Annotated in this window: 11 protein-coding genes; 8 read left to right on the top strand and 3 right to left on the bottom strand. The window is 40.9% G+C overall.

All coding sequences use genetic code 11. The annotated features are described in order from the left end of the window. The first annotated feature begins 282 nt into the window (after positions 1-282). The 6 genes from ACETMN_RS08035 (at position 283) to ACETMN_RS08060 (ending at position 6,039) form a co-directional block, all read left to right on the top strand. Positions 283-1,053: a hypothetical protein gene (locus ACETMN_RS08035; protein WP_091015120.1), complete on the top strand. Its 771-nt coding sequence runs from the start codon at positions 283-285 to the stop codon at positions 1,051-1,053. 179 nt (positions 1,054-1,232) lie between these two features. Then, positions 1,233-2,444, top strand: a complete 1,212-nt coding sequence (locus ACETMN_RS08040; RefSeq protein ID WP_091015118.1) for a Shedu immune nuclease family protein — start codon at positions 1,233-1,235, stop codon at positions 2,442-2,444. 58 nt (positions 2,445-2,502) lie between these two features. Further along, positions 2,503-4,287, top strand: a complete 1,785-nt coding sequence (locus ACETMN_RS08045) for an ATP-dependent nuclease (RefSeq protein WP_091015116.1) — start codon at positions 2,503-2,505, stop codon at positions 4,285-4,287. Positions 4,288-4,332: 45 nt separating this feature from the next. After that, positions 4,333-5,085 carry a hypothetical protein gene (locus tag ACETMN_RS08050; RefSeq protein ID WP_411735983.1) on the top strand — a complete coding sequence of 251 codons (753 nt, stop codon included), beginning with the start codon at positions 4,333-4,335 and terminating at the stop codon, positions 5,083-5,085. Positions 5,086-5,515: 430 nt separating this feature from the next. Then, complete coding sequence (locus ACETMN_RS08055) at positions 5,516-5,701, top strand: hypothetical protein (RefSeq protein ID WP_091015113.1); 186 nt, start codon at positions 5,516-5,518, stop codon at positions 5,699-5,701. A gap of 35 nt (positions 5,702-5,736) precedes the next feature. Next, positions 5,737-6,039, top strand: a complete 303-nt coding sequence (locus ACETMN_RS08060) for a hypothetical protein (RefSeq protein WP_091015111.1) — start codon at positions 5,737-5,739, stop codon at positions 6,037-6,039. 120 nt (positions 6,040-6,159) lie between these two features. Here the strand turns inward: ACETMN_RS08060 and ACETMN_RS08065 are convergent, their stop codons facing one another. The 3 genes from ACETMN_RS08065 to ACETMN_RS08075 form a co-directional block, all read right to left on the bottom strand. Next, positions 6,160-7,842, bottom strand: a complete 1,683-nt coding sequence (locus ACETMN_RS08065; protein WP_411735984.1) for an ABC transporter substrate-binding protein — start codon at positions 7,840-7,842, stop codon at positions 6,160-6,162. A 368-nt stretch (positions 7,843-8,210) separates the two neighbouring features. Continuing rightward, entirely contained in the window at positions 8,211-9,821 is a 1,611-nt protein-coding gene (locus tag ACETMN_RS08070; protein ID WP_411735985.1) for a response regulator, read from the bottom strand. 232 nt (positions 9,822-10,053) lie between these two features. After that, positions 10,054-11,859 carry a sensor histidine kinase gene (locus ACETMN_RS08075; protein ID WP_411735986.1) on the bottom strand — a complete coding sequence of 602 codons (1,806 nt, stop codon included), beginning with the start codon at positions 11,857-11,859 and terminating at the stop codon, positions 10,054-10,056. Positions 11,860-12,133: 274 nt separating this feature from the next. Between ACETMN_RS08075 and ACETMN_RS08080 the strand changes: the two genes are divergently transcribed. Together ACETMN_RS08080 and ACETMN_RS08085 are read left to right on the top strand one after the other, a co-directional pair. Beyond that, positions 12,134-12,991: an ABC transporter permease gene (locus ACETMN_RS08080; RefSeq protein ID WP_179086446.1), complete on the top strand. Its 858-nt coding sequence runs from the start codon at positions 12,134-12,136 to the stop codon at positions 12,989-12,991. A 16-nt stretch (positions 12,992-13,007) separates the two neighbouring features. Then, positions 13,008-13,880 carry a carbohydrate ABC transporter permease gene (locus ACETMN_RS08085; RefSeq protein WP_091015104.1) on the top strand — a complete coding sequence of 291 codons (873 nt, stop codon included), beginning with the start codon at positions 13,008-13,010 and terminating at the stop codon, positions 13,878-13,880. The last annotated feature ends 130 nt before the right edge of the window (positions 13,881-14,010 follow it).

A 14,010-nucleotide genomic window follows, 5' to 3' on the forward strand; every position in this document is an offset into this window, starting at 1 on the left:
AAATAGTTCGTATATTGGACGGAATAGGGTTGTATTCATGCAGTACATACCTCTTAAAAACTGAAGTGAAAGTAAACGAATGTATTAATATGATAACTAGCAATAATGATAAGACAAAAATGCTAATTAACTTATTGATAATAAATCTTTGCTCGGCATTTGAGTCTTTTTTAATTGAAATGTTTGATTCTAGGTAATCAGAATAACTAAGGAATTCTAATGCAACTAAATTTTTTTGTAGAACTATAACATTTTATGTGACTAAACTTAAGGAGTAATTTTATGTCTAAAGAAGAGAAAAATGTGAACTCAAAGTTGATGGAATGGTTAAATCGACATGGTTATTCTTTAGAAATGAAATTAGGCAAAAGAATGAATGAAGCTGACTATTTCACTAGAAATTCTGCATATTACATTGATCAAGATACTAATAGGTTTAGGGAAATTGATGTAGTGTCGCAATACAAAGAAATTACAGGTTTACTGAATATTTCATTTGTATTTGAGTGCAAGTCTTCTAAATCATACCCTTACGTTCTATTTACATCGGCTGAAACATTGAATCATCGTAATAAACTGTTTTCATTTTCTTATAATTCTGACTCATCAAGAGGGATACTTATAGAAAAGCTTGACAAACTCGAAAATATACCTTGGATTAACAAAGAAGGGAGAGTCGGTTATAACTTTGTACAGGGCTTCAAAGACAATCAAATAGACACTTATCAAGCAGTTACAGGTGTGCTTAAAGCATCAAAATACATTCTGAATAGTAATAATTCCGATGCTTACAACTTTGTTTTTCCTATCATTCTTGTTGAAGGCGAGTTATTTGAATGCTATTTGGATGAACATAGTGAAATGAAATTTGAAGCAATACAAAGAGGATTTTTATTAGAGGATATATCTATTGAGAATTCTCATTCACCTTGCATAATGGTCATGAAATTTGATTATCTTAACGCATTTTTAGAAGAAGCCGATAAACTAATTAAAGAACTATCGAATTTAACAAAATCAGAAATCAAAAGTAAGTTAACGCATCTATCATAGGCTTTCTGCATACTTAGGAGTATATCAGAAGACTGTATTGTGGCTAATATAGATGGGGTTATAAGAATCTGAATTTCAGGGCATACGGACAGGTGAATTTGTGTTTAGGTTTTCAATAATAATTTCAAATTATGTAATGTAAATAACGCTCATGGTGAAGTGAAGTTAAAGGAGGCTTTATGATTAAATTTGAAGTGATTGGTGATGAAATTATAGCTCAATATACTCCAAGAGATGGGCTCCATTGGATAACAAAAAAATTTGATGATAATGAGATGATAGCTATTGGCAAAACCTTTTATTTTGAGAAAAATGATTTGTATAAGGAGATTGACTTAGAAGAATTTACTATATTAGAAGAAGTGCAATTTTCCTTCGCCAAGTTAGAAGGTGACTATTTTAGAGTCAAGAAAACTGCAATTAGAATAGAGAATGAATTACTAATCCACAAAAATATAAAGTTCCAAATTAATATGTTTAAGACATTCAACAATATCTCTATTTTCAGACGAATTTTTGATGTCATAGAAGGAGATTTATCTATTGGACCCAAAGAATCGGATTTACCAGTAGAAGAGTTCAATAAACTATTGAAAATATTCCCCAACTCCACTGAAGTACGGAAATATTCCAAAGCTAGAATTAGTCAGATACTAAAGGAATATGTAAATACAAAACGAGAGTTTGTATTAGAATACAATTCTTACATGTCTAAGAAGTTAGTGGGAAAGAGTATTAAGTCAAGCTTAAATGCGACATTTGCTGAGTACGAAGTTAAAAAGTATCAATATGTACTGGAACGTCTTAAATATATGCTAAAAAATGAAAATGGCTACACTGAATCAGATTGGCAAAACGAAATTATAGACGTCTTGTTATTGATTTACCCTAAATATATCCAAGTATTTAAAGAAGTGAAATTCAGAGATGAATATAGTTTAAAGCAACGAAGGTTAGACTATATGCTAATTGACTCAAGTGGGAATATTGATGTTGTTGAAATAAAGAAACCGAATTATAATGCTTTGATTTCTCAACATACATATAGAGATAATTATGTTCCGGTTAGAGAATTATCAGGTACTATTATGCAAGTAGAAAAGTATTTGTTTCATTTGAACAAGTCAGGAAGACAAGGTGAAAAAGATTTAACAAATAAATATAGGGAGTTCCTTCCGAATGGTTTCGAGATTAATATTACAAGTCCTAGTGCTATCATTATTCTTGGAAGAGAAAAGGAATTGAATGGCGAACAACTTCGAGATTTGGAAGTTATCAAAAGAAAATATAAAAATGTAATGGATATTGTTACATATGATGATCTTATTAGACGTTTAGAAGGCATTATCGGTAAATTTCAAAATCAATTATCCGAACTCGATCCGGGCTAATCCGTAATACAACGTATTTACCTAAATTTACAAGTAAACTCATTAAGGAGGAATATGTATGAGCCATATTCGGATAGAGGGTATAAAAATTAAAAATTACAGATCTTTTGGAGAACAAGAAGTTACAGTTAATTTTCCTAAAGAAGATTATAAAAAACCAGTAGCAATAGTGGGATACAATAATGCAGGTAAGACGAATTTTTTGAATTCAATTTTATATGGAATAACAGAAAGGTATGTTACTAAGGATAGTTTTACAATTAATGATTTTCATAACCGTAGATATGATAATATACCTGCCATAGCGACAAAACTGATTAGTAGTAGCGAAACAAAAGTAGATGGAAAGATAGCAAATCTAACTGGATACCATTTTTTGAGAATCGAACTTGATGGCAATGAAATAGAAAGCGCTAGAATTAACTCTTACGAGGACTGGGGCAAGACAAGACAAATATTTAGTTCATTTGGTGCAGCAAAATATTATAAAATATTCTACATAAACTTTCATGAAATTAAAAAAGAAATATCAACAAAAAAAACAAGTTGGGGAAACTTATCCTCATTTTTGGCGAAACATATCAAAAGTATCGTTGATAAAGATAGCATCATGGCAGGGAAAAAAGCTTCATTTAAAGATGAAATACAGACCTCTACTGATAAGGTAATGGCTGACTCTACTTTGAGAGAATTTTTAAATAGTATACAAACTAATTATATAACTAACTTAAGACAGAACCAGTGTCATATAGAATTTGGATTACCAGAATACGAGGAAATATTTTTAGAGATGATGTTCAAAATTGGCCTTAATGGAGATATGGAAAACCTAATACCGATCAGTCATTTTGGAGATGGCTATATTTCTATGTTTGTCATGGCTGTTATCCAAGCAATTGCAGAGAGCAATGAGACTGATAAATGTCTTTTTTTATTTGAAGAACCTGAAAGCTTTTTACATGAGAACCATCAAGAATATTTCTACAAGACTGTTCTTTGTGGGCTAGCAGAAAAAGGACACCAAGTAATTTACACTACACATTCTGATAAGATGTTAGATATTTTTGATACTAGAGGGTTGATTCGTTTTGAATTTAATGAAGAAAGTAAACAAACGGTACTTAAATACAACAAACAGAATAATGAGTTTCTCGAAACTGAAGAAAACGAAGGAATTTTTGATGAAATGCTCTCTGAAATTGATGACTACAATAACTATATTAAATTAATTGAACCGAATTTAAATAAAATAATATTCAGTAAGAAAGTACTTCTTGTAGAAGGTCCAAATGATTTAATGACCTATAAGGAGATTATTAGAAGAAAAGTATTAGAACTAACTGGTGATAACAAATACTCAGAGACCTATTTGAATTTTAACAACATTGCTATAATTCCTCATCATGGGAAAATAACTGCTTTAATCTTAATCAAACTTTGCAAGCACTTTGGAATAGATTATTTCGCTATCAACGATTTTGACTTTGAAGAAGACTTCTTAACAAAGCTCTCTTTTCAAACATTTGAAGAACTTAAAGAGAGTGACATCTATAATACTGAATTAACAAATATCAGAGCGTTCAATTCAAAAGGAGAACCATTAAGTGAAAGAACTAAAAAGGGGATGATAACCACAAATTGGAGTTTGATTAAAGAGGCCTCTTTTGAAAAGATACATTTCAACATTCCGAAATTAGAGTCTGTTTTAGGCTACGGCTCGGACGATAAAAATAGTGCGAAAATCTGGAGAATAATCAAAGAAACATCTGAATTTGGGACGTTAATTTTTCCAGAGAAACTTAAAGACTTCCTTGAATTGAATAATCTTGAAAGACAAGGTTAGATTAATTATTAATTGGCTCAGAAAGGCCCAGTTATATTTGTTTACATGTCGGTCGTTGCGATACCAAGTTCATCATTAAGAAATATGCATTTTAAAACTTTGAGCAGAAAGGTACTGATTGAGTTGATTCATCAGATAATTCATTTTTATATCAAGAAACTAGGTAATTATAATTTAGTATTCAAGAAAATGAAGATACATTGGTTTGGATTTATTAGTTTGTTATTGTTAACTAGTTTTGCATTTTTATTTATTCCTATTGACTATAGGCTTTATGGATCTGCAATTTACCTTATATTAACATTTGTGGGATTATACCTTGTGAACAAAAAAGCTAAGAGAATCGTACTTTCTGAATATGGACTGAAACAAGATGAAAAAATGTGGGGTGGCTCTGAATTTAATCTATATAAGGAAAATGAATTAAAGAAATATTTAGAAAGTGAACAAGGGCTAAACCTATCGAAAAGTTGTACTAAAATAATTAATGCTCTTAATAAAGAAATTGAAAATACTAAACTCACTATTTTTTTTGTTCCAGGTATATTTGTTGGACTTTTTATACCAATATGGAACCAGTATGCCATCACCCAATTCAAAAATATAAGTCTAATGCCCGAAACACTAACAGTATTATCGGTTCATATCATAGGAATAGTTATGATGACTTACGTGATTTCACTTCTTAAATTTGTTATGTCTGATGTAGTAAGTTTGAGAAGAACAAGATTAAAAGAACTAGTAAGCTTAATTGAAGGCATTGATATGAGAAGCAGTGATGAGGGTTCTGAGAAGTGACTATCTTTAGATATAGATATATTATTCGAATAGGAGTGGCTTGAATGGAGGAATGGTTCGAGGGGGAGAAATACCTCACCATTCCAATGAGTTTCGCTAGTTAACCTTTCAAACTGAAAGACTGGCTTAGTAGATTTCCAACTAGTATACACAATGTAAAAAGCAATTCTCTCTATTCGATTCTTATTTTCGAGAATAGACCGGAATCTGAGAGTCGATTTTATTGTTGACACCGAAGGTTTATATCGGTGTTTTTTTTATTTTAATTCGATCCCCGCATTAAAACGATCATATTTTATCTTACAATTCGGATGAGACAAAAATGTTAGGTATACAATATCGAGGAATGGATGTTCACATTAAAAATGATTGCTCACGTCTAGTCTTAACAAGACATGGCGCAGTTTAGACCCATCAGAGAGGTGGAAGTATGAGGCGGTTGCTTGATGTATTAGAAGAGGAACGGCGCAAGCTTAATCAGCTTGGTGAGGCATCCTTGAAGCAAGCGATTCCGTTATGGGACAACCCTGAAGTGCAAGAACAGAGCCGAAGGGTGGACGAACTGGTGGCACGAGTTAGTGAAATAAAGGCGAGACATAGCCGAGTGGTACGATGATGAGTGAGGTACATAATGCGTAGGGAGGAGAAACAATGAATTTTCCACCGTGGTTGGAACAAGCGATTCAGGTAAGGCTGGAAGAGGTGTCTGCCCAGATTGGGCAAGATCCTGAACTGAGTCGTGTACGTGGGGAAACAGAAGAAGCGTTCGAAGCTTTGTTTGCTAGCAAAGATGTCGAGCAGACACCTGAATATGCCGAGTGGGAGAATCGTTATATTGTCAGCAAAGGAATAGAGAATGAGCAGTTGTATATGCAAGGACTGAGGGACGGTATTCAGCTCACAGTTTCCTTGCTGGGTCAGTCGATGCCGGAGGAGATTGATACGAAGGTTTAATCCACTAACACGAAGCCTAAATTGGGGGAAGCGACCTCAATCTCTACCTAAAAAACAGCCGAAGCGTGTAACTATCGCTTCGGCTGTTTTTATAATCTCTACTTTTCCAAAATCCAACTCTTACTTCGCACTTACCGATTTAAACCAATCATTCACTTCTTGCGTGATCTGATCACCGCCGTTGGATTTCCAGTTGGCGACGAATTGGTCAAAGGCATCAATCGGCAGATTGCCGTAGATGATTTTGTTGAAGGTTTCCATCTCGGACTGACGGAGCAGGTTCCATTTGGACACCATGGTTGGTGTTGCAGCGCCAGTGAAATAGTTTTGTTTACGGACGTCAATTTGGGACATAACGACTTTACCAGCATACCAGTTTTCCGGTTTACGGAATTCGGCCATTTGTTTCTCGTAAGGTGTTTCAGGCTTCTCGCCGTTGGCCAGCTTCACGAGTGTTTTCATGTACAGATCCGGGATACGTGCTGGGCCAGTCAGGAAAGGGAATTCGTTGGAGAAGTCTTTGATCTTCTCTTTGTCACTGGTCGGTTGTCCGTCAATGATATCCCAGTCGTACCCTTTGGCGAAGCCGTATTCATACTCACTGCCCGCTTTCGGGTTCGCAAGGTTATCCAGCAAGTAGTTGTAGTACAGGAAGATGGCTTCTGGATGCTTCGCATCCTTGTTAATCATGATACTTGCGTTGACACCAGAGTTCTGCCACTTCGTACCGATCTTGCCGTCTGGGCCAGCTGGAACAGGGTAAGCTTTATATTTTGAGCCAGGTACGTTCTTCAGCAGGTCAGGGGCAGGCCAGTCCGGTACCCAGTTGGCGCCAGGCAGAATGCCCGCTTTGCCAGCTGTCCAGCTTTCAGCGGATTTGCCTTCGTCCCACAGAGCGGAGTCAGCGTGGATATAACCTTTATCCATCCATTCAGCCAGCTTGGCAAGAGCTTGTTTGGCACCCGGGTTAACGGAGCCGTACTCGAGATTACCGTTCGCGTCTTTGTTCCATTGCTCCTCGATTGTGCCGTATGCACCGAACAACCAGTCGAGCTGACCCATCCAGGTGTTGGTGTTATTTTTCAGCGAGATTGCCAGCGGGAATACTTTGTCTGGAGACAGACCGTCCGGGTTCTCGTTTTTGAATTTGTCCATGATGTTCTCAAGGTCTGCGATGGTTTTCGGAGCTTCCAGGTTCAGCTTCTCCATCCAATCCTCGCGGAGCCAGAGCAGTGTATCGTCGTTATCGGTGTACTCCATGATCGGCATGTTGTATTTCTTGCCGTCCTTGGTGAACGGATACCACAGTTCAGGATGTGCTGCGGCGTGATCTTTCAGGGTCTGACTCGCGTACTTATCGAACAACTCATCGATGGCGATGAATTGACCGGAGTCGATCAGCTGATTGGTCAGTACCGCATTGGTCGGTACGGTTACAAAATCAGGCAGCTTCTCGCCAGAAGCGATAGCCAGTTGAAGCTTTTGTCTGTATTGATCGTCATTGGCCGGATACCAAGTATCTTTATGCTTCATACCCAGCGTTTCGAGCATCCAGCGATCGTGCACGTTATTTTCTTTGGTATCTCCTTGCACGTATTTCTTCGGCATCAATACCGAGCTGAACTCGATGGGTGGGTCATATTTTCCTTTGGCAAAAGCAGCTTCTGCTTCCGCTGAGCCGACAGTTCCCGGCGTATTATCGGTACCATTGTCACTGGCTGTCTCGCCACTGCCGCACGCAGTGATCGTGATGAGCGCGATAACCATGAGCAGTGACCACCATGTTTTTTTGAATTTGATCATTGTTCAATCCCCCTACGGTGTATGATCTTTATAAATGCGTGTTCAAAAAGGCCGGTTTTCAGTACCGAGAAGATGGGATGAAGCTAGAAATGGAGTAGCGGAGCGTAGATAGAGCTACGTGAGCAACTACAATGTTTCCAAAGGAAACATACTTCGTAAGCCTCCCGCTTATTTCGGCTGAATCCTATATTCGATGCTGATGATGCCGCTAGGCATCCTTCGTAATCAAAAGCGGACTTTTTGAACAACCTCTACAATGTAACTGTACCAATTTGGGCGGGAGGGCATCTATATGAGTTTGTTAGTTTCCATAGGACTCTATTAGTGAATGTTCAAATGAAGTTCAAAAAAATCGGTTTTCAGTCATGTTATTTGTGCTGGTCTCTGTATTCTTGCGGCGTAACGCCGAATTGACGCTTGAACACTTTGATAAAATAAGCCGGGTCCATATAACCAATCTCCATGCTGATTTCATACACTTTTTTGGTGGTCGTCACCAGCTTGTGGCAGGCTCGATCCATACGCAGGCGCGAGATATAATCACTGATACCTTCGCCCGTTTCGATCTTATAGATCTTGGACAGATGGGTTGGGTGCAGGTTCACATGATCTGCAAGCACACGCAAAGATACATCCAGATGCAGGTTCTTATCTGTAAAATCCTGAATCTTCTTCACATAATCCGAACGAATATCCTTGATCTCATTGGATGTGCCTTCCTTGAGTTTGCCGAGCACGCTGAGCGACCATTTCCGTAATTTGCTGATGGTAGCGAAAACTTCGCCGCTTTGCAAATCCTCGACATCATTTCCCATTAAAGTGGTCAGAGTCAGCTTGTTCCGATGGGCAATATTGGTGAACGAAGCCGTAATAAGAAAACCTGCCTCCATGCAGTGTTCCCAGGATTCCGACCATTTCTCGTCTAACTCGGCGCAGACTGCGAGGATTTTCTCTTCGGCGGCATCCCACTGTCCGCTTTCCAACAGACTAATGAACGTTGGTGGGGTGTACAGTACATCCAAAGGGCCTTGCGCCGCAGGTGTCTCGACATCACTAACGCGCATGACAAATTCGCGTTCGTCCCCAACGATCTGCCGGAAATAGGCCGACGCCTGACGGAAACGATCGTAAATCTGTTCCGGAAAGATGAACCACTCGGTGATAACGATGGAGAGGGAGCCTTTCAGAAACTGTTTTACTTTGGATTGAAGCTGAATCGATAGCTTCTCCAGCATGGTTTCTTTGCCAATATCACCTTTGCGATCTTTCATTTGCAGAAGAAACACCAGATATCCATGCTCCTCCTTGACGCCCCACACTTCCATAAACTCACCCATAATCTCTTCCGCCATGTTGATGATCGCATACTCGATCAAGGTCTGATCATTGCTGTCATAGTGTCCGAATTCTTCTTCCAACCGTACCAACATTAATGCGGCATCCCCGGTATGAAAGGGCAGAGCGTAATTGGCGAGCTTCCGCTCCCATTCGGCAGCGGCGATCCGTTGTCCCTGCAAAGCCCCCAAGAGCAGTCTTCCTCGCAAATGGGGGAGATTCTCTCGCAACGTAAACTGGGTCCGTGTCAGTGAGCTGACCAGTTCCCATTCATTGTTCAATTGATCGATGGCCTTCTGAACAGCACCCATTAGTTCATCGTCAGTGGGCGGCTTCAGCAGATAGTCTACGGCTTCGAACTGGATGGCTTTTTTGGCGTACTCGAATTCGGAATACCCAGATAACAGGATGCACTTTATTTTTTTGTCCCGGATGCGGATGCGTTCGATCAGTTCTATGCCTGTCATTTCGGGCATCTGGATGTCCGAGATCACGATATCGATGGGGTGGGTGTCGATCATTTGCAGTGCTTCGTGTGCCGAGTATGCTTTGTGCACATGTTCGATCCCGAGCGTATGCCAGGGCTTGGTCATGGACAGGTTATCGACCCAGTGTGCTTCATCGTCTACGATCATCATTTGCATGTTTGTATTGTCTCCTTGGTGGTTGAACGCAGACATATGTACACTTGCCACTCCGATGACAGAATAACCTTCCGATCGCTGTTACCCCCAGATTTATTGATTGAATTTTTAAATGTGTAAATCTGGGGATAAAGGCGAACGCTTTGCTTCTACAGGTTTTTTCTGTCCTCTGCGTTATCGTGTACATGATCTTGTTCAAAATTAAATCGTCAATTTATTTTTTGTATTAACTTTAACTCTTAGAAGCATCTCCGTGCTCCGTATCCTCTTTTGATATCTCCCAGATAATTTCGGTTCGGAATCCGCCAAGTGGGGATGGGCCGAATAGGAGGTAGGAGTGGCTTCCGAATGTGTGCATGATTCGTTGATTCGTATTCCAAAGGCCGCAGCCCATTTCTTCTTGTAGTGGTTCTTGCATCTTCAAGTTCAACGCTTCGTACTGTTCGGGGCTTAGGCCTGGGCCATCGTCGTCGATGTATATTCTGCCAAAACCATTCTTGCGCTCCCCGGTAATTCGGATTTCCCCGGATGAATAGGACTTCGCCACACCGTGTATGACGGAATTCTCAACCATCGGTTGAAGCATTAATCGCGGCACTGATTGGGCAAGCATATCCTCAGGGATATCGATGTGATATTCAATCCGGCCATTGCGCAGCTTCTGAATGTCCAGATAGTTGATCAGCAGCTTGATCTCTTCCTGAAGCGAAGAGGTCTCTTTTTCCATACGGGTGGTATAGCGATAATACGCACTTAGGTTATGCGCCATGGAGACCACAGCTTGTTCGTCCTTCATCTGGGCCATGTTGATGATATAGCCTAGACAATTATATAGGAAATGCGGATTGATCTGCGCCTGTAATTGCTTCAGCGTAGCTTCCCTGGCTCTAATCTTCTCATGGAACACATTCTCGATCAGATCCTGAATCTGATGGGACATATCGTTGAATCGGCGGAACAGGAATGAGAATTCATTCTGGTTTTTGCTATGCAGTCGAACGGAATAATCGCCCTGCTCTACGCGGCGTAAGCCTTTGATCAGCTGTTTGATTGGATACTGGACATTCCGGTACAGCAGGATGGAAGCCGAGATGCCCACAACGAGTAGTAAAATCATACTGGTGTAGAACAGATTCTGACTGAGCGAGATGGGTTTCAAAATCTGATACAGCGGGATGACGTCAACCAGATGCCAATCCAGATAGGTGGACTTCACGGAGCTAACCAGATATTTCTTTCCGTTCAGTTCGACCACGTCCTGTGTGGTATCCTCTGGTGAGTGCGTATCCAGATACTGAGTGAGTGCTGCGGATAACTGCTTGTCCGCGCTGCGATTCAGAATGGGTTCATTTCCTTTGTGATATAAGAAAGGATCGCCTTGTCCGCCTGCTTTATACGTATCCAGCATATTCTGAATATTCTCATAGCTGAAGCTGGCTTCAATCACCAGATTGCTTCCAGTGAGCATTCCAGGTTGGGCGAGGGAGTCTGTAAAGAACCAATAGAAGGATTTCATCTCATCTTGTGATTCGGCACTTTGGTCCCCATAGGTCCATTGTCCGCTCATATTTTTTTTCAAATACGCCTCATCATATCCGGTAGTTCGGTTGTAGTTGGCGATGACATCCTCATTCTGCTGTGAATACACCGCATATCGGGTAGGCCATATATCGGTAACGCTCGTCTGAAGCGTCATCTTCTCCTGAATTACATAACGGGTCTGCATCCGGTCATATCGATCATCCCACATGTTCAGGCCGTTGAAGGCTCTGACATTCGGATCTCGGGAGAGAATCAGGCTGAAATCCATCATCTGATTGATACGGGAGTCGATCTGACTGGACAAGAACGTGAGCTGTTTCGTGTTGGAGATCTGTAATTCTTTGCTGACGACATCGTAGGTGACGTTGTTGGAGTAGGTGTACATGATCAGAATGGGGATGAATAAGACCACAATTAACAGATTTATTTTGGCGAATAGACTGAATCGGGATCTGGTTTTATTTTGAAAAGGCATGAAGCGCTTCCATATATACATAAAAAGTCTCCTTCTAATTCGTGTGTAAACAACTTCTTCTAGGATGGCCCTAACAAAACACTATCAAGCCTAACAATGTTATATAGCAGACCTCAGTATGGCTTGATACTATTTATATCAGAGAACCCCATCACACACAAAAACTTTTTTTGGGAACAGGAGCAGTGCTATGGAGGCTAAATTGGAGGGTAAGCGGGTCCCGCAGGCAAACGTTGGGAACAAGCTGGAAAAAAAGAGAAAAAAACGCTACAAACAGCCATGGATTCTGCACTTCATGGTGTTGCCGGCGGCCATTATGGTCTTTATATTTTCATACATTCCGATGTCCGGGATTTTGATGGCATTTCAGGATTATAAACCTGCCTTGGGATTTTTCAATTCCGAATGGGTAGGGCTAAAGCACTTCAGGTACATGTGGGAAAATGATTACTTCCTGCAAATTACGTGGAACACGCTATTTTTTGCCTGTACGAAGATTGTCATGAATCTAATCATTCCGTTTGTCTTCGCCTTATTGCTCAACGAGGTACGGAAGATGGCGCTAAAAAGAACGATTCAAACGCTCGTGTATCTACCACACTTTCTGTCTTGGGTAACGTTATCCGGTATCCTGATCGACATTCTGGCCCAGACGGGTATTGTCAATCAGTTCCTGGTTTCGGTATTCGGCATCAAGCCGATCTTCTTCCTGGGGGATGGCAGCTGGTTCCGATTCACGATTATTGCGAGTGACGTCTGGAAAGAGTTTGGATTCAACACGATCATCTTCCTCGCGGCGTTGTCCGGCATTAACCCAGCACTTTATGAAGCAGCTGAAGTGGATGGAGCGGGACGCTGGAAGCAAACGATGTATATTACCATCCCGGCACTTATTCCGATTGGGATCGTCATCGCGACCCTGGCACTGGGGAATGTGCTTAACGCCAACTTTGACCAGATCTTTAACTTATATAGCCCGTTGATTTACCAACAAGGCGATATTATCGATACGTTTGTGTATAGAGAAGGTCTGCTTAGTGGGCAGTTCAGTTTCGCTACCGCTGTGAATCTGTTCAAATCGGTCATCAGCCTGATCCTGATTGTGATCTCGTACCGACTGGCTTACCGATTCGCCGGATACCGAATTTTCTAGAGAGGAGGACGAACGAATGTATCATAAAACGATGCCTTACCGCATATTTAGCATATTCAACAATGTGTTACTGACCCTGCTTTCACTGCTCTGCTTGCTGCCTTTGTATCACTTGCTCATGGTATCTCTTAGCGCATCTGCACCTGCGAATGCTGGTCTCGTCACGTTCTGGCCGATTGGATTTACATTGGAGGCGTATGCAAAAACATTTGCCAATACCAACTTCCTCTCCTCCTTGTGGGTATCCGTGGAGCGGACGGTACTGGGTACAGGGCTTGCGTTAATCGTCAATACGATTGCAGCCTATGCACTCTCCAAAGAGACGCGGGTGTTCCGCGCTCGTAACATCTATCTGTGGTATTTTGTCATCACGATGCTTTTCAGCGGTGGCCTCATTCCGGGGTATATCCTGATCCTGAAGCTGGGTCTAATGAATACATTGCTGGCCTTGATCCTGCCGGGATTGGTTGCGGTGTTCAACATCATTCTGTTGCTGAATTTCTTCCGTACCGTTCCGAAGGATCTGGAGGAAGCTGCATTTATCGATGGAGCAGGGCACTTTCAGACGTTTATCAAAATCTATCTGCCGGTCTCCGTACCTGTTATTGCAACGGTTTCACTCTTCATGATGGTTGGGCATTGGAACGCATACTTTGACGGAATCATCTACATCCGTGATGCGGAAAAGCTGCCACTCGCGACGTTCATGCAGACGATCATCGTACAAGCGGACATGTCGAAACTTGATCCAGAAGCGGTGAAGAACCTGTCCCAACGGACGATTCGGGCTTCGCAGATCTTTATCAGCGCGCTTCCGATCCTGCTCGTGTATCCGTTCCTGCAACGGTACTTTGTAACGGGAATTGTGGTTGGTGCTGTTAAGGAGTAGGGACCGTAAATGTAAACATGTGTTGCTTAACTGAAATGAATGTATTATGAAAAGGGAGTCACTGAACTGGGGAAGGCCAGGGAGGTGGCTCTTTCTTTGTGTGGAAAAAGAACATTGCATATATGTAGTG

The organism is Paenibacillus sp. M2, assembly GCF_046713495.1.
Classification (GTDB): Bacteria; Bacillota; Bacilli; order Paenibacillales; family Paenibacillaceae; genus Paenibacillus; species Paenibacillus amylolyticus_B.